Raw genomic sequence first — 17,684 nt, 5'->3', positions numbered from 1 at the left:
GCATCAGACCACCCTCTGCACCTCTCCTGCGCGCACCTCGATCACGAGCGCTTACGTCCTCTCGTCGCCGCGGGCGGCGCCCACTCCGTCACCTGCTCGCGAGTCATCTCCATGCGGGTCAGGTACTGGTCGATGAGCTCCGCCACCACCGCGGCAGGGCTGATGCCGTAGACCGGGTCCTCCTCGGCGTACCACTGCTTGAGCCAGGGCTCGAGCTCGACCAGGCCGGCGACCAGCGGAGTGAGCGCATCGTCGTCCGCACCGAGCATGTCCTGAACAGGGATGTCGCGGCCGAGAGCGAGCGCCTGGTCGCGGTGGTCCCAGCCGGCCCAACCGAGCACGGGCGTGGAATCGCCCTCGCGAGTCACGCCCGGGTAGGCGATGAACCGCTCCTTGGGCACGTCCAGCTTCCCCCGCGCCTTCCAGTACGCAGGCTTGCGGAAGTCAGCCTGCCCGTACTTCGGCGGCACTGCGATATCGACCTTCTGCCCCGCGTCCTCACGCCGCTGCAGTTCCCAGGTCTCCTGCCAGACTCGGAACTTCTCCAACCCCGAAGGCTTGTAGCGGTACGCAGCCAGGAACGGCACCGCCTCCGTCTCGATCAGCGTCCCCAGCACCCTGCTCAGGTCGGGCTCAGCGGTCGCGGCATAGATCGCGACCAGCTCTTTCAAAACCTCGTCCGTACGCAGCAGGTCGGCCAACTGTGCGACCGACCGCAGGTCCGGGCCCTGTTCGTCGCGCCACAGTTCGGGCGCCTCGAGCCGGTCCAGGATCGCCGCCTCTAGCGCGGTCTTAAGCTGCACGTCCCACGGCGTCGTCGCCCACCGCCGCTTGAACTCCGGCTTCTCCAGCAACCGAATCGATGGATCCGACTCGATCAGCTCCAACCGCCGCTCGACCACCTTCCGGTAGTCATCACCCCACCGATCCGGCAGTTTGGTGATCGGCGTCGACCTGTGCCGCTCGAACCAGGCCGTCTCCTCCTCCCCCGCCTGTACGCGGCGCGCCAGCGCGATCTCGAACGCTCGCTCCCCCAGGTCCAGCGCACCTCGGTGGTTGAGTTCGTCGAAACCCCTCTCAGCATCCGCCTCAGCCGATGGCTCGCCGAAGGTCAATTCCTCGTCCACAAGCCCGTAGAGATGGTAGGTCTTCCAGTCCAGCTCCTCCTGCTCGAGCACCATCCGCGCGCGCACCCGCGTCCACTCATCTGCCGCATCGGTCAGGTGCGCCCCCAACGGCGCGCACCGCTCCGGATCCAACAGCCAACCCGCGACCGTTCTCGCGGGCGCCGCCTGGGCTAGGCGCTGCGCCAGCGCATTGAGCGCCCGCCCGTGCACCAGCGGCAAGGCAGTCGTCAGCGGGAACCGCTCCAGCTTGGTGCTGCCGAACTGATAGGTGTTCCGCCACTCCTCATTCCCCATCGCCGCGTATCCGGCGTCAACGCGAGCTCCGCCACCCTCCCCCTTGTTGTGGCTGACCTGCTTGAGCCAGAAGCACGCCGTCGACGAGTTCAGCACCCCAAGCAACGCCAGATGATCCTCTTCCGACGCCCCCTCCGGCAGCTTGATCACCGGCGCGGTCTGCTTGAACACCTTCCCACCGCGTTCCAGCACGAAGTGGTTGTGCGTCGCTACTTCTGCGAACGTGATCGTCCGCGTGGCTTTTGCGGCCCACTTGGTGAATTGCATGTAGTCAGTCCAACGCAATCCAGCATCTGCCATCACTCCCTGGAAAGTCGCGCGACCAGCAAGCATCGTTCGCCAGGGCCACAGGGCAGCATCAAGTTTCGTCGACGACTGCAGATTCTCCTCGTAGGGAAAGAGAATCCTCTCGGTGCCGCTGTTCGCAAAGTCGCGAACGGACTCGCCGACGACGAATGCGCGCGAATACTCCGCTGCCCCGATCTCTCGCGGCAGGACCCGCGGTCGTATAAATGCTTCGTCGGCACCGGCGCGGATCGATCCCCCTACACCCTCGCCAAGTACTTCCCGGAGCGCCTTCGCACCTGCAGTAGAAATCGCATCGAAAACGGCGCTTGCCCCGCCCCCGCTCAGTGACCATGGATGTACGGACAGAACAGCACGATCTAGGTCAGCGACCGAGACGAACCTGCCGTCGAAGCCCACCTCGCTGAGGTGTCCAGTGATTTCGGCCCAAACCAGACCAGCCGCCGCTTCCGCCGGCTGTCCGGGCTCGCCCCGAACGCCGAGTACTGCTCGGACGGTGTCGCCCACGGCCCGCCGACGCCTCCCAACCAAGATCACGGTCGGCGTACCGTGCCCTGGGATGTAGGCACCCGAAGTGTCAATGACGGCGGTCAGGTCGACCGGGTTCTCCTGCCACAGAACCAGGTTGCGTCCACCGATGAGGTTCTCAATCAGCTTCTTGCCGAACTCACGCTTCATGAACGAGTTGGCGGTGATCTGGGCGACATACCCCGCCGCCCGACCCTGCTCGCCCTTGACCGCGAGCCGAAAGAAAAGCTCCATGAACGGCACCGACAGGGCGTACTGACGGTGGCAGGTGGCGTACGACTTCCGGTAGAGGTCGCTCAGTGCCGGGTCTTTGACGGTGATGTATGGCGGGTTGCCGACCACCACGTGATACTGGCCCGGCTCGAGAATGCCGTGGTAGTCGGCGAGGTCCTCGGCGTCGTACTGGTAAGCACCGTCAGGCTCCTCGCCCTCGAACTGGAACCCGGGCTGCTGCACGCCACGCTCGCCGAGCAACGAGTCGCCGATCGCCAGGTGGTAGGCAGGCTCGGGGAGCGCGACCAGCGAGCGCGTGCCTGTCGCCTTGAGCGCCGAGACAGTGAGGCGGAAGCGGGCGATGGCGACGGCGAAGGGGTTGAGGTCCACGCCGTGGATCGAGTCCATCGCGCGGCGTACCCGCTCTTTGGTGTCAAGCGCTGGCGCCTCGATCTGCCACCGCTCGAGCAGCCTGTCGAAGGCGCCGAGGAGGAAGTGACCCGAGCCGCAGGTAGGGTCAATCAGTTTGAGGCCGTCGAGGCCGAACTCGGCGAGCGCGGGGGTGAGGGTCTGGTCGAGGATGAACTCCTCGACGAAGACCGGGGTCTGCAGCAGAGCGTAGGTCTTCTTCGCGTGGTCGGAGAGGTCCTGGTAGAGGTCGCCGAGGAACCGGGTGCCGAGATCGGGATCGGTGAAGTCGTGTACCAGGTCACCGCTGGAGTCGGTCCGTCGCCAGAAGGAGATCAGGTCGGCAGCTCGCTCGGAGCTGATCAGTGCGGCCCAGACCGGGTTGTGGTCAGGGTCGACCAGGGCCTCCCCCGCCGGCTGCGCGGCGAGCACGCGGAATCCCTGGTGCAGCCAGTCGCGCCGATTGTGGGTCGGGTTGGCGCGGAAGTATGCGGTGAGGTTCTCTTCGCTGCGCGCGGTCCGCTCTCCCGGGCCGGCGATCCAGCCGGTCGGAGCCGGCTGCCCATCCAGGTGGGCACCGGCGAGCAGATCGTTGTCTTCACAGAAGCGCAGGAACGTCGCGGCGATGATCCACGCCACCGCAGCCTGGTCGACCTCGTTGTCGCGCCAGGTCACCCAGTTGTGCCCCGTACGCTTCTTGCGCAGCGCCTCGGCATGCTCCTCCTTAAGTCGCTTCCCCCACTCGTTCACCGGGTCTTCGGCCCGTTCCCGTAGGTCGGCTTGGAGAAGCTTGAGCTGGCCCTTGAGGTCCTTCAGCAGGGCAGCGGAGTTGATCACTCGGGAGGTCCTTCGAGGTCGTTCGAGTCAGCAAGGCGGGCGGCCACATCAGGCCTATCGCTGTTGGCGTCATCGTGTCACATGCGGCAGTCGCGTCGAGGTCAATCAGACACGTCATCGTCGTTCGCGGTCAACGCGCCGATCGCCTCGCTGACGGGAGCAATCAGCCGTTGAGTGCTGACGCCAACAGCGGCGTGATGTCGGAGGACAACTTCACCCAGCCGCTTGGGCCGACGGGTACAGGCTGACCGTCAAGCTGCGGGGCGGCCTGGTTTCCGCTCATTGCGACAAGGAGCCAACGCGCGGCCGGACGGGGTGTTCCGACATCGAGGAGTCCAGCGAGATGGCTGTCGAGGCCATAGCGGACCAGCGGGCCGGCGTTGGTGATGAGAAGGGGGCGATCGGTCGCAAGGCGCTCGGCGAGGACGGGTTCGACGGCGTCGCGAACGAGCCGTCCGAGGGTGGCTCGGTCAGCGTCGTCCTGGGGACGCGAGTCGACGCCGAGGATGAAGCGCCAGTCGGCCCCAACCTCGTCGGACTTGGCGCGGGTGGCGGTGACGACGAGCTCGGCGATATCGAGTACGTCGAGGTCGAATGCCTGGGGCAGGGAACGGGCGGCCCGGATGTAGCGCTTCGGGGTGGTGCACAACGTGATCGCACCGTGCCTGCGCAACGATTCCCGCAGGCGACCTGCGGCCTCCGGTGCGTTGGTAGGCGTCAGCATGGTGGCGGTGCCGGTCACCGAGCTATGGGTGCTGCTTGCCTGCTCGTAGATCGACCCCTGGCGCACCATCCCGGGAAGCGCCTGGGCAACCAGCGCGTCCAGGCCGTGGGCGGTCTCGGGGAGCTGCACCCGCGGGAATCTCGCCGTGACGCTGCGGCGGATCGCGTCCTGATGAACCTGGCGTCCGGGCTTGCCACTCAAGGCGATCTCGATGGCGGTGACCGGAGAAAGGTCGACGGGATAGAGCTCGCCGTAGCCCGAGACGTCCGCTGTCCCGCTGGCCTCTGCGGCGAGGGCGATCAGTCGTCGGTCGTCCGCGGGCAGCGACTCACCGCCGACGTCAGCGACCTCGGCTCGCAACGCGGCGGCCGCCGTCACGAGCGGGACCACGCCCTTCTTGACCAATTGATCGGCGGCGCGACCTAGCTCGTCAGCTGCACCGATAAGCGTCTCGGCCGTCGGCCAATGCTGACCGGACTCGTCAATGTCCACCGTCTCGTGTAGGGCGATGAGCGCGGGCCGGTTCGGGCGGCGCCGGTACTCGACCGAGGACTCGATCTCGCGGCTGTCAAGCTCGTAGGTCGCACGGAGCAAAGCGGCGGCGTACCGTGCCCGCTCCGGCCCGTCGAGGAGCGAGCCGCGCTGCGCGGCCAGCGACCACGCCAGCGCTGGGAGGGTCAGAACCCGACCTTCACGCCCGAGAATCGCAACAGCGTCGTCGCGCACGGATGTCAGAGTGGTGTCGCGCGCCGTCCAGGTCTCGACTGCCTTGTCGACCGTCCGGACGACCTGGTCGCGGGTGCGCCCGAGCTGTTGGGCGGTCTCGGCCATCGACGGCCACGCGGGTTCGGTCTCGGCCAGGTCGGCCGTCAGGCCGAGGAGAGCGCGCATCTCGACGCGACTCTCGCCGCTCAGCGCGTCGAGCAGGATCCCGACGGTGCGCTCGACGCCTGGCCGCTCCCCTTCCTCGTGGGCGTGCTCGGTTTCGCTGAGGCGTGCCCTCCACTCGCGGATGCGGCGCTGGATCTCCTTGCGGTAGGACTCCCCCAGACCACGAATGGTGGTGATCTTCATCGGGGGAATCCCGAGCAGATCGCCCACGGTGACCAGATCGAGGCGTGCCAGCCCGGAGCGCGCTCGTGCTGAGAGTCCGGCTTCGGCCAGGCGCGTCTCCAGCGTGGCCTTGCCGGCCAGCTCATCGTTGGCTTCCGCGGTCTCCTCGCCTGCATCGAGCTCGATAAAGATCTGTTGCCAGCTCAGTGCCAGCTCGTCCGCCGACGCGAAACGCGCCTTGGCATCGGGATGCAGCGCCTTGCGGAAGAGCTCGGTGAGCTGCTGGGCGACTGCCGGCTCGAAGCTGGTCGGCTCGATGATCGGCGCAGCCTTGGGGTCGGCCGGACCGCTGAGGCCGCCCTCCCACCATGGCTGTTGCCCGGTTGCCATCTCGAAGAGAGTGACCGCGACGGCGTACAGCTCTGCTGCCCGGTCGTAACGCTGGCGCCGGCCACGACCCAGGTAAGGGTCGAGATAACGAGGGGTGCCGGACCTGATGTTGTCGAGTGGCTCGGTGGCCAGCGAGAAGTCGAAGAGCACCAGCGTCGGGTGCTTCTTGCCGGGGTCGGGGATCACGCCGAGGTTGGCGGGCTTGATGTCGCGGTGGAAGATGCCCTTGGTCTCCAGGTAAGCCATCGCTTCTAGGAGGTCGCCCCCGAACTGCTGCAGCTGACCGAGTGTCGCACGCCCCTCGGTGGCCAGTCTGCTTGCCAGCGTCATCTTGCCGGCATCGGAGAGAATCAGGCCCTTGCGCTGATCCACCTCGATCGGTCCATCGATCAGCCTCACGACGCGCCTGTGGTCCAGAGCGCGCAGGATCTCAGCCTCAGCCGCGAGGCGGTTCTCAGCAGATTCGGAGCGGGCGAGCTTGAGGATGACCTCGCGGTCAGGATCTGGCGCATCGGTGTCATTGACCGCCAAGGCCACACCGCTGGATCCTTCGCCACGGCGGCTGACCACGATGAAGCGATCGGCGACGATGTCGCTCTTGACTGCCTCGAGCGGGTCCGGCGCTTGAGGATGCTCCTCGGCGTCGGCGGCGCCGCGGACCTTGTCGTAAGCGCCGCGGAACAGGTCCAGGAACTCCGCGATGGTCGCCGGTCGCGCCGTCTCCTGGTCACTGGTGGCGAGCGTGACCACATCGGCGATGTCGTCAGGCACCTGCGCGGCCGCACGCGGATCGAGACCATGCGTCTCGGCGAGGCGCTGCTCGAGCTCGGCGAAGGTGTCGGCCGGCCGGCGGCCCGTCAGGATCAGGTAGGACAGGGTGCCGAGGCCGTAGACGTCGAGCGGGATGCCTGGCAGGTCGCGGGCGTCATGTCGCGCTTCGGGCGCTAGGTATATCCAGTCCTCGTGATCGCCGAGACCCAGCAGATCGGTGGCGCCTTGGCTGATGGCCGTCCACCGGCTGCTCGCGTCGGTGTCGCGCTCCTTCTGGCCTGAGTACCAGTCGCGGATGGTGAGGGTCGGGGTCTTGCCCTTGCCAGGTTTCACCCAAACGCGCTTGGCCGCAAGGGCACGGTGGAACAGGTGACGCTCGTGGGCGAACCGGAGAGTCTCAGCCAGCCGCTGCACCAGGGCAACGCGCTGGTCGAAGTCGAGATCCCGTCCCTTCTCCGAGGCCAGGTACGCATCGAGAGGCATCTCGTCGTGGTCATAGGGAAAGACGAGCGCGGGGCCGTCGTCGGTGACCTTGAACTCGCCAGGGACCGCGATGCCCTCGTGCTGGATGCCGTACGTGAGCTGGTACTCGCGCCGCGCCATCTGCTCGACCCGCGTGCGGTCACTGGCGGATGCCTTAGGGTCGACGTCATAGAGCCGCAGCCGCTGACGTACGCCTGAGACGAACGGGTGCTCGACCAGCACATCCTGCCAGTCCGGACCTTCGGCGATCGGCGTTGCTTGCGAGACCTTGTAGTCGCCGAACATCCGCTGCTTGGGGATCGCCTTGAAGTCGGCTCGCTCGCACAGCTTGCGGATCTGCCTTGCCCGCTGGAAGTCGACGATGTGATGCGGGTTGGCTGGCAGGTTGGCGAGGAAGCCGCTGAGCTGATCCAGCTTCTTCGGGTTCCCGGTGACGTTGTAGCCATCGAGGGCCACCACACCCGTACGGCCCTTGCCCTCGAGCTCGACGATGCTCTCTCGTCCATGGAGGACGACCAGGGCGCCGACGAACGGGATCGCCTTCTGCTCGCTGCCGTTCTTCGTCACGCTCCGCAGAATCCCAGCCAGCTTCTTCGCCTTGCGGTCCGTCGCCAGCCACGGGTTCTCGACATTCCGGGTGTTGTGGTTCCACCGCTGAGAATCGCCGCGGATGGTGCCGTGCCAGCCCTTGAGCTCGACGACGTACAGGCCCGATCTGGTCAGGAGAAGCACATCGACCTCGGCCGAGCGGCCGTTGTTGTCGATGAACGTCAGGTTCGCCCAGGCGGTCGTGACCCCGTCCTCTGGGAGGAGCTCGCGAAACGCGTCCAGCGCTGCATGCTCCTGCGGGGTGGCCGCCGGGCCCATCACGTGCCAGTGTCCCGACTCGGCCTTCATCGCTCCCCCGTCAGACGATCCGACAACTTCATCTTTACGATGCGCACATCCTGCCACGGCATGGTGCGCTCGTGCGGTGTTCCTCGCCAGTCCTCAGAGCTTGTCGATCCAGGTGTCCTCATCACGGTGATCCCATGCGGATCCGGCCGTGTCGACAGTCGCAACCTTCCGCTTGTGCAGAGCCTCGAGCAGCGGACGTACGTCGTCGTAGTGAAGCTCGCGGAGAGCGCCGACCGGTCTCCCAACGTGTTCCTCAACGAGGGCTTGGCGCTCCTCCATCGACGTGGCGTTGGTGGCGTCGAGGGCCTGACGGAGCTGGTCGACCTGCCATGTCCTGATCGGTGCTAGTGCGGCCGGAACCGGATCGGTCGAGGGCTCGTCGGCGAAGTCGAACAGGGCGCTTTCGTCACTCACCCGAGGATTGTATAGACGCTCGGGATCGTTGGAGAGGCCGACAGGGATGCCTGCACAGTCGAGCATCATGAGACTCGGATTGGTGGAAGCGGCCCGTGACGAATCCCGCACACGACGATGCCCGACCACGCATTGCCTAGCGGCTCAGCTGCTTGATCAACTCCGCCGGCGTACCATCGACCTTGTCACCGAGCGGGTCCTGCCCTTCGATCGACATCTCCAGCCGGCTGACGCCGACCCGCTCCGCGTCCTGTGCGACGGTGAGGAGGTCAGCTTGCGCCTTGACAGTCAGCACCAGCCAAGTGTCGGTCCCACCGCCGATGTAGGTGACGCTTGCGATCGGCGAATCCTTCAGACCGTCCAGCACCGCAACCTCGCCCTCGACCTCCTCGATGGTGCCCATCACCAGGAGGATTCCGTTGGACGGCACATCGGTGACCGACACGAAAAGGTCGTTCGGGTTGGTCAGCTTCGCCTGCGCCGCGAGAGCCGACCTGTTGACATCGACAGTGTCGACCAAGGGAACATTGAAGTGGAGTCCGATCTTGTTCGGCTCCTCGTTGATGCCGCCGACCTGCACCGACGCGCCATCATAGGCACTCCAGTCCGGCAGGCTTTCGAGGTCTGTCACGACACTGTCGATCAGGCTCGCGTCGAGCCTGTCCATCCCCACCAAGACGTGAAATCCTTCCGGTGCCTCGACCGAGAGCGTGCCGTAACGAGCCGCATGTTCCCCCAGCGCCTTCAACACGGTGATGGTGACTCCCAGCGGGTCCTCGACGCCGTCCAGCGACACCCGGAACGAGTCATCGATCCCTCCCGCACCAAAGGGCTTGATCTCCTCAGATGTGTATCGATCAAGGTCCAGACCCGCCAACTCCACGAACGCGGCAACGGCCTCGTTCGGCAGGTCCTGCTGCGCGACGTCAGAACCCACGACCACACCGTTGCTCGTCAGATCCCAGCCGTCCAGCCTCGTCGCGAGACCGCCATCGTCCTCCCACTCCGCGATCCGATCGGCGACCGGCTTCAGGTCGCGCTCCTCGACGTCAGAGAACTCCACCCGGCGGTCATCGACATCAATCGCCTCGACTCCGGCCATCTTTAGGAGGTCATTCTCCAAGGTCGCGTCCCGATCAAACGGCCCACATCCCGAAAGACCCAGCACCAAGCCTGCGACCCCAACCCCGAGCATGAGTCTCATCCGTGTCCCCGATCTGAGTACGTTGTTCGATCACATCTGACGTGTCCACGCAAACGGTGCCACGCCACCGGCCCCGCCGGGCGCCACCGCGCGCCCACATCTTGACTACACCCCAAGATCGCCATGCTTGGAACCCCGCCCCGTACATGAGCCGGCAAGCTCCTCAGCCTGCCGAGCACGATGCCCGTCGCGATCACCAATGTCGATGATGCAAGAGCGCCGAACGTCCGCCGCTCGGCATCCACGCTGGCTACGGTGGGCACGCGAACGTGCCGTTAACCGAACGGCGGCGCTGTCACCTCTGGTACCCACCCAGGAGCGGAAGTGGACAACGAAATCGAGCTGATCAGCGATGAAAATGGGATCGCGCTGATCGGCGACCAGAAGGCCCTCGAGGCGTTCCTGGCTTCTGAGAACCTTCCGCCGAAGGAGGTCCCCATGCCCCGTCTGGGGTCCGTCCTCAGCGCCGGATCCGCGACCGCAGAGACCGCGTCGCAGATCGCATCGCAGTCAGGACGATGGGTGCAGCTCACGAAGGACTCAGCCAAGCTGGTCGACAAGTACGGGCTGCGGCAGAGCTCGAAGTCACAGCTGTCCACGGGCGTGCTCAAGGGCTCGAAGGGCCAGATCAAGGGCTTCGTCGAGTTCTCCAAAACGCCGGGACAGATGCTCCGGAACCCGGCAATACTCACGGGCGCGGCCGGCATCATGGCTCAGCTGGCGATGCAGCAGACCATGGAGGAGATCACCGACTACCTCGCCCGGATCGACGCGAAGGTCGACGATATCCTGCGCGCCCAGAAGGACGCAGTGATTGCCGACATGCTCGGCGTCGACCTGGTCATCGACGAGGCCATGACCATCCGTGCCGAGGTCGGTCGCGTCTCTGACATCACTTGGTCGAAGGCACAGAACGTCTCGATGGTCATCGCGAAGACTCAGGCGTATGCCCTGCGACAGCTCGACGCGATCGCCGAGAAGCTCGAGCGAGAGACGAAGGTCAGCGAGCTCGCCAAGCTCACCCGAGAGGCCGAGGCTGGCGTACGCGATTGGCTCGCAGTCCTTGCCCATTGTTTCCGGCTCGCCGACGGGATCAGCGTCTTGGAACTCGAGCGAGTTCTCGACGCCGACCCCGATGATCTCGATCAGCACCGCATCGGCGTTCAGACCGCCCGTCGCAATCGAATGGCCCTCATCGCCCGTACGACCGAGCAACTGCTGACTCGGATGGACGCTGCCGCTCGCGCCGCCAACGGCAAGGTCTTGCTCAACCCGGGGTCAGCCAAAGACGTCGTACGCGACCGCAACACGGTCGCAACCAGCGTCACCGACTTTCACAGCCTCCTCGGCCTCGACCGAAGCAACGACGACGTCGCAGCTCGGCGCTGGCTCGATGCCGCGGGCGACGTACGCGACCGGGCACTCGAGCGCGGCGCCGACGCGCGCGACACGATACGCGAACGCGGGTCCGACGGTATCGACAACGCGAAGCGGCTCGGGGCCGACGCCGCCGACCGTGCCAAGCGTGCAAAGGACAAGCTCGCCGGCCGTCTTTCGGAGAGACCCCTGCCTCGCCGGAGCCGCAAGGACGACGCGTAAGCGCCACCTCAACCTTGGCTGTCTTGTCCCGGCAGGAGCTTCGGGGACACCGCAGCACGAAAGCCATCAGCGATTCGCTGTCCGCTGGCCGTCAGGTCGACTGTCGCGAATCTGATGCGTCGACCTTGGATGACGACCTCTTCGTCGAAGTGCCCATCAACGACAGGGTGCAGCATCAGGCCCTCGGACGGACGGTCAACCTCGGAAGCAGCCTGCGACATCAGGTAGGCGTAGATCTGGTAGAGGTATCCGCTTTGGATGGTCGAAGTCTTGTAGTGGTGGGCCTTCGTCACCGACGTGAACTTGGTGTCGATCACGATCCGGCGGCGCCCGAATCCATCGGGATTCGCATGCTCCAGGACGATGTCGAGATACATGCTGGGCAACACGGCGCCCATCCCTGGCGAGAGTTCGGAATAATCCCATCGCTGGCCCGGCCCGTGTTTGACCTTCCACCCGTCAGGAACGAGGTGATGGCGATAGATGCCGTACGCTGCGGCCTCGAAGAGACGCCGCAGGTAGGTGTCCTCGTCCGCCGGCAGCGGCAGGTGTCGGCCTCCGTCGTCGGTTGTCGGGATCATGAAGGTGAGCAAGAGCTCCGCGGCGGCGAGCATCGTCCGGTCCTGCTGAAGGAGTCGCTGTTGCCGCATGTGGGGCACCTCCGCGAGACGCGGGCACGGGCCATGTACGCCAGCCGCTCGCATCTGAAGCGCGAGTGATCGGAATCGAGGATCGTCAGGCGCCAGCACGGCGGCGCGCTCGAGGGCTTCCCTGATAAGCCGGTTGGACGGGATGTCGGTGACGATCTCGTCGTAAGTGCAGTTCACCTGGCCCTTGTTGAGCAGTTGGTGACGCTCGGTGGTCAGCTGGTTGATCCTGCCCTTCACTCGCCTCTCGTTGCGGGTGACTGCCCTGAACCCGACCGACAGTCCTCGGTGGAAGCGGCGTGTCACCTCATCCGCCAAGATCTTCCCGACAAGCTGTGGAAGATCGGCCGGCGCCTCCTCGGCGGCAACTTGCCCGTACCCGTTCGTACGAAACAGTTCCGAGGCGAAGAACTGAAGCAGCCAGAGGTTGCGGATCGGGATCGGCATGCTCACGCTCCGACGAGGAGGCCGTACGCCTCCTCAGCGAGGTGCCTGCGGTCGAACCAGTACTCCTCGAGCAATGGACGTACATCGGTCTCGACGACTCGCTCCCACCAGCCCTTGGTGTCGAGTTCGGTGGCTTCGAGTTCCACGGCTGGCGTGAAGTACGAGTGGCCGACGCAATAGTGGCGCCCGAGAGCGGCGTCCGAGGAGATCTGCTCGTTGAGTGCGTCGACTCGCTGTCCGTAGACCTCGAGCAGCTTCGGGTCGTAGCCGAGCTGACTGACGTATTCGACCCAGTCCGAACCGAGCCGAGGCCGGAGCTCGATGAACGCGAACCGGCGTCGCAGCGCCATGTCGACGATGGCGAGTGACCGGTCCGCGACGTTCATGGTGCCGATGATGTGGAGGTTGGACGGGACGAAGAAGCGTTCGTCAGGAGTGCGCGGATAGGCCAGCCGCATCGCGGCGCTCTCGCTGCGCTTGTCGGCCTCGATGAGGGTCAGCAGCTCACCAAGAACCTGGGCGGGGTTGCCTCGGTTGATCTCTTCGATGACGAGCACCCAGGCGTGTTCGGGGTCAGCCGCCGCCTGATGGCACATCTGGATGAACGGCCCATCCTCTAGGCTCAACCCGCCGCCGGTCCTACTAGTGGACGGTCGCCAGCCGCGGACGAAGTCCTCGTAGGCGAGCGACGGGTGGAACTGAAGGATCTGTACGCGCCGTGGATCACGCTCCTCACACAGCGCCCAACCGAGCCGGCGTGCCAGCCAAGTCTTGCCGGTGCCAGGAGGGCCTTGGAGCACGAGATTCTTCTTGGACTTGAGTCGCTCGAGCATCGGGCGCAACTCGTCCTCAGGCAGGAAGCATCCGTCCTCCCGAACCGATCCCAGATCATACGGTTCGCCCACCTCCGTGACGTCGGCCTGCCCGGGCAGGGGCGCGCCCTCCGTCGGCGTTGGCTCGTCGGCCGACATCGTGTCGGAGCCACCGGCCGCGTGCAGGAATGCCGCGTGGGAGAGGTCCCAGACGTCCTCGAACTCCGACTCACCTGACGCCAGCCACGACTGAAGGACTTCGGTGTTCGAGAGAAACTGTTCACCCGAGATCTTGGCACCGAGAGTCAGGCTCTCGGCGAGCTTCGGGAGCTCGCTCTTGATGTATCCGGCGTTGACCGAGTCGTACGCGGCGAAGGTCTGAGGGCGAATCCAGTAGATACCCATGGTCAGGAGCCTGGTGTTACCCGTCGCGCATTCGTCGAACGCGCTCACCAGGTTCTCCCGTGTCGATTCGTTGGCTCCCTTGGCGTAGTCGACGGCCGACGACACCAGATGCCACAGCGCGTCGACGTCGTTGGCACCGCGGTCCACTTCGAAGCGGATGAACCACGACTTCAGGTTGTTAGCCGTGGGTATCCCAGAGAACTGAGTCGGCGGCTCGGCGCTCACCCCGAACTCGGTAGCGAATGCCGCCGCGATCGCCGCGCGGGCATCAGTCTTGATCCCTCGGTTGAAGCTGGCCATCACCGTGAACGGGTCGACGTCCCGTAGCGGGCCGTAGCTGCGGTCGACCCGGCGGTCGCCCTTGAGATACTTGAAGAGGTGCGGGACGCCCGACTTTTCGGCGGCAGTCCAGACCTTCTCCAAGAGCGCCTCCCGGTCGGCGCCGTAGGCAAGGATCCGATCCGCCAGCTCCGCGTAGAAGGCGGTCCACGTGAAGTCGGCCTCGGACGTCGGAGGCTGAGCGGTCAGCTGTTCGATCTCCTCGCGACCGGTGACGATCTTGAACAAGGTGATCAACGAGCTGATCTCGTTCTGGGCTGCTGTGGACAACTCGTCGCGCGCCACATCGACCTGCAGCCACTCGACCGGGCGCCACTGTCGATAGAGCCGCTGGTTCGGGTGAAACTCGTATTCACCGGTGACGCGTCCGATGTTCAGCGTCCGCTTCGATCGGTTGGGGCACACAATGATGTCGCCTACCTTGATCTCATGGACGAACCTGTAGAGCGTTCCTGCGGCACCCGCGATCGCGCCCTGCTCGATCTCAGGCATCGTCACGGCGAGGAGCTCCTTGAAGCCGTCCCGGGTCGAAGCAACCGTCGATAGGTCGCCAGCCTCATCCCACCCGATCCGCACCGCTTTGTCTGCGACAGGGTCGATGTCGGGTTGATCGTTGTGAATGCCCCACATCACGTACGTCTCCCGCGGGCCGCTGAGCACCGACGCACATGTCTTGCAGGCCGGAAGAATCCTCATCTGCGTCTCGCTCGCCCGATACGGCGGCGGACCGAGCAAGTTTCCAGCGTCGTCGGTTACAAAGTGCGAGCACTTCGCCTTGTGGCGTCGGCTCGGCGCTCGCCCGGTCGGTTTTCCGGTCATCGGATCGATCGGATCCTTCAGCCACACCAGCTCGGGATACGCCACATCGACAGCCATGCTTACGCATGCTACGACCCCGACGACCAGCGACGATGCTAAACCCGGCCGACAGCTCGGGCGCGTCACTGCCGCCCAAGTCCCACACGCCCCATGCACTCGCGGAGACACCGAGATCTCTTGCACTCGCCGGAGGCGTCCGACGGCTCGGTGGTGAGGTTGCCCTTGAAACCCGTGAGGGGGCTGCAGAAGCTGACCGACAGCCGACAATGAAACTGGCTCTGACCGGTTTACCTAGGTCAAAGGCAGTTTGTTTCGATCGGGCTGAAGGGATTTGAACCTGCGGCCCCTTGACCCTCAGATCGTGTGTGTGGGGAAGACTGCGCCGCATAGGCGTACATCGCGTGCAGAGAGTGACCTCATCGCCTGTAAGGATGGACCATTTTGCGCAGCGTTGGGCCCATGGCTCAGTTGGCCGGGTTGCCAGCACATATCCGGCGGATCACGCCGCGCTGTGCCGCCGTCTAGTCCGAATCAGCGGCAACCCGGTGCATCACCACTCCGACAACGACCTATCATCCGCGCGAGGTACGCGCACTCATAGCGATGATGCGACGAACGGCATCGCTGGCAACTTCAGCAGTTGGCGTTGGCTGCCCAACCGGCGTGTGAGTCCGCATTTCAGCAACGATCTGAGCCAAGCGCGTTCGAACGGCATCAACGATCCCAACGAGCGACGAATGCGAGATCGACCAGTAGAGACCGGTTATCTGCTGGAACGGGTTTCCAGATTCCTTGTCAAGCTGAGCGCAGATGTCCATCGCACCGGCGTGCGACATCCGGTAGGACTTCTGGCCCCTGGTCTCCTCAACCATCGCCTCTATGGCCGCGATGCCGTCAAGAAAGATCGGACCTGCGCTGAAAAACTCACGCGCAGGTTCAGGAAGGATGTTGGCGCTGATCACCTGGCCTTTGACGTACCCGTTTCCAATCGTTGCATCGATCATGATCGGCGCCGCTGCACGACGACAGTCCGGCGCTTCATCGTCATTTTCGTAGCCCGTCAGTTCGCTGGTCGCCCAATCCCTCAAGTCGGTCGATCCAGCTCGGCCGCCGAGAATCACACACTTCCGGAGCGTGCTCGCCAGCTCCACGTTGGAGAAGATGTCATCTTCGAGCGCTGCCAAGAGGTCTAGCGAGGGGCCGGTCTGATCGATCTGATCCATGCGGGCGATGATGGGTTCTAACGCAGCGACGGCCGAGCGTAACCAGTCGGGTCGTACACCAGACTAGGTATGTCATGCCCTCCCTGACGTGTTGTCCTAGTAACCGCGGCTTGGGTCGGCACAATCCGGCCCTGTGACAGGAAAGTACGCGCTAGCGCTTGAGGAAGCGCGACGTGGGCTCGATCGGCAGGCCACTGACTTTGCGAACCTCCGAACGCGAACCACGTCGCTACTTGGCATCGGCGGCACCTTGGTCAGCGTTCTAGGTGGACTTGCGATCCGTAGCGGCGGCGAACTGAGGTGCACAACCTATGCCGCGATTCTCAGTTTCGTTGCCCTGGCTCTCCTGTCGGTTTGGGTCCTTGCACCCCGCAAGGTGACGTTCACGCATGACCCAAAGGCAATAATCACCGCCATCGACGTGCCCGACGCAGAGGAAGACGATGCCGTCGCGCATCTAGCTGAGCAGATGGGAACCCAGTACGACGACAACAAAAAGGTCCTCGACCGTCTCGCCCAGCTCTACACGATCGCGGCATCTGTCTTCGTGATCGAAGTCTTCACGCTTCTACTCGATCTGAGAGGGAGATAACTATGTCCAACTCAACGCCCAAGCCACCGCCTCCGCCCCCACCCAGACCTCGGCCGAAACTGCCACCGACCGTCCGCCCTCCTGAACGTCGCAACGACCGACCGGGCGAGCCTCCCCGGACGCCGAAGCCGGATACGAAGTAATTCGACGCATTGCACTAGGGGTCTACAGCGCGGCGCTTGCTACATCCGCTTGCGAGAGCGATCTGCGTTCCATGATCCGATGGCCTCTGGACGCCAAAGCGCCGTGCGACCCACATGCTTCCCGGGTCTGGGCATCTGGCCACGGGCTGCATATGCACGAATGGTGGAGGCCGCGACGTTGAGATGCTTCGCTACGTCCTCCGTCGTCCACCAGTCCAAGTCAGCCGTGTGGGTGGCCTCGCCGTGTTCGAGGTAGTCGCCATCACTCAGGCCACGCGGAGTCGGTCCGCGTGGCCCTCAGTTGGTGGCTCGGCTTGCCCTTCTGGGTCCGGACCCAGGTCTGCACCAAGTGGCGGCTAAGGAAGTAGTACCGGACTTGCTCCGGGGCCAGCCGCTCGGCCTGTAGGACCTCGGCAAGTGCCTCCTCGAGGCGATTCGCTGTGCTTAGTGCTCGGGCAACTTCAAGCGCGTGACGTACGCGGCGCTCGGTCGGCGCTCGATGTATCGAGCGCCGGCCTCACGGTGGCGGATATCCAATACGACGACGGGCTGATCTGGGTAAAGCGCCAGACCTACCCCGGAAGCGGTGGCCTCGTCACAAAGGAGACCAACGGACGCCGGAAGCGGCCAGTGCCGATCATCGAACAACTGCTGCCAGAACTCGCACGACTGACCGAGGGCCGCGACCCCGAGGCGCGTCTCATCGTGCGACCCCGAGGCGGGGTGATCACGAGCGCCTCGCTGTGCCGGGCAACCGGCTGGGACTCCGTGGTCAAGAAGCTCGGCCTCGCGGGCCTCGACCGCCACGCCCTGCGACACACGGCCCTGACATGGATGGCAGACAGCGAAGTTCCGCTGGATATGTTGCAGCGTGTCGCAGGCCACGCAGACCCCGCCGTCACTCAGCGTTACCTGCACCCCGATCACTAGGCTTTGGCCGCCGTTGGAGACGCGTTTTCGACCTGGTGGGCCCGAAATGGGCCCACGACCCAGACGACCGGGAACGTGG

Annotated in this window: 10 protein-coding genes; 3 read left to right on the top strand and 7 right to left on the bottom strand. The window is 64.9% G+C overall.

Translation table 11 applies throughout. The features are described 5' to 3' along the window. Window positions 1–41: 41 nt before the first annotated feature. From pglX to ACIRON_RS15665, 4 genes are all read right to left on the bottom strand, one after another. On the bottom strand, window positions 42–3,713 hold the full coding sequence (gene pglX, locus ACIRON_RS15680; protein WP_402993187.1) for a BREX-2 system adenine-specific DNA-methyltransferase PglX: 3,672 nt from the start codon (window positions 3,711–3,713) through the stop codon (window positions 42–44). A 163-nt stretch (window positions 3,714–3,876) separates the two neighbouring features. Further along, window positions 3,877–8,031, bottom strand: coding sequence for a BREX system serine/threonine kinase PglW (gene pglW, locus ACIRON_RS15675; RefSeq protein ID WP_402993186.1), 4,155 nt, complete (start codon window positions 8,029–8,031; stop codon window positions 3,877–3,879). Window positions 8,032–8,124: 93 nt separating this feature from the next. Continuing rightward, a complete protein-coding gene (locus ACIRON_RS15670) occupies window positions 8,125–8,445 on the bottom strand; it encodes a hypothetical protein (protein ID WP_402993185.1) in 321 nt (106 codons plus the stop codon). A 136-nt stretch (window positions 8,446–8,581) separates the two neighbouring features. Continuing rightward, a complete protein-coding gene (locus ACIRON_RS15665) occupies window positions 8,582–9,547 on the bottom strand; it encodes a hypothetical protein (RefSeq protein WP_402993184.1) in 966 nt (321 codons plus the stop codon). Between the two features lie 426 nt (window positions 9,548–9,973). On the opposite strand from ACIRON_RS15665, the gene ACIRON_RS15660 reads away from it, so the two are divergent. Further along, the gene (locus ACIRON_RS15660) at window positions 9,974–11,248 is read left to right on the top strand and encodes a hypothetical protein (RefSeq protein ID WP_402993183.1); all 1,275 of its coding nucleotides are present in this window, start codon (window positions 9,974–9,976) and stop codon (window positions 11,246–11,248) included. 8 nt (window positions 11,249–11,256) lie between these two features. On the opposite strand, the gene ACIRON_RS15655 is transcribed toward ACIRON_RS15660, so the two are convergent. The 3 genes from ACIRON_RS15655 to ACIRON_RS15645 form a co-directional block, all read right to left on the bottom strand. Continuing rightward, window positions 11,257–12,342, bottom strand: a complete 1,086-nt coding sequence (locus ACIRON_RS15655; protein WP_402993182.1) for a 5-methylcytosine-specific restriction endonuclease system specificity protein McrC — start codon at window positions 12,340–12,342, stop codon at window positions 11,257–11,259. Window positions 12,343–12,344: 2 nt separating this feature from the next. Further along, complete coding sequence (locus ACIRON_RS15650) at window positions 12,345–14,774, bottom strand: AAA family ATPase (protein ID WP_402993181.1); 2,430 nt, start codon at window positions 14,772–14,774, stop codon at window positions 12,345–12,347. Between the two features lie 515 nt (window positions 14,775–15,289). Next, entirely contained in the window at window positions 15,290–15,940 is a 651-nt protein-coding gene (locus ACIRON_RS15645) for a hypothetical protein (protein WP_402993180.1), read from the bottom strand. Window positions 15,941–16,073: 133 nt separating this feature from the next. Between ACIRON_RS15645 and ACIRON_RS15640 the strand changes: the two genes are divergently transcribed. Then, entirely contained in the window at window positions 16,074–16,532 is a 459-nt protein-coding gene (locus ACIRON_RS15640; protein WP_402993179.1) for a hypothetical protein, read from the top strand. A gap of 590 nt (window positions 16,533–17,122) precedes the next feature. Then, on the top strand, window positions 17,123–17,605 hold the full coding sequence (locus ACIRON_RS15635; protein ID WP_402993178.1) for a tyrosine-type recombinase/integrase: 483 nt from the start codon (window positions 17,123–17,125) through the stop codon (window positions 17,603–17,605). The last annotated feature ends 79 nt before the right edge of the window (window positions 17,606–17,684 follow it).

It is taken from the genome of Nocardioides sp. NPDC101246 (assembly GCF_044767415.1).
Lineage (GTDB): Bacteria > Actinomycetota > Actinomycetes > Propionibacteriales > Nocardioidaceae > Nocardioides.
The sequence above is the reverse complement of the archived record's forward strand: the minus strand, read 5'-3'. Positions and strand labels throughout refer to the sequence as shown.

What these genes read in the sequence shown, in the direction of transcription:
- pglW (WP_402993186.1), bottom strand. Translation starts at nt 8,031, where the DNA reads ATGAAGGCCGAGTCGGGACACTGGCACGTGATGGGCCCGGCGGCCACC.
- ACIRON_RS15665 (WP_402993184.1), bottom strand. Translation starts at nt 9,547, where the DNA reads ATGGCCGGAGTCGAGGCGATTGATGTCGATGACCGCCGGGTGGAGTTC.
- ACIRON_RS15655 (WP_402993182.1), bottom strand. Translation starts at nt 12,342, where the DNA reads ATGCCGATCCCGATCCGCAACCTCTGGCTGCTTCAGTTCTTCGCCTCG.
- ACIRON_RS15650 (WP_402993181.1), bottom strand. Translation starts at nt 14,774, where the DNA reads ATGGCTGTCGATGTGGCGTATCCCGAGCTGGTGTGGCTGAAGGATCCG.
- ACIRON_RS15645 (WP_402993180.1), bottom strand. Translation starts at nt 15,940, where the DNA reads ATGGATCAGATCGATCAGACCGGCCCCTCGCTAGACCTCTTGGCAGCG.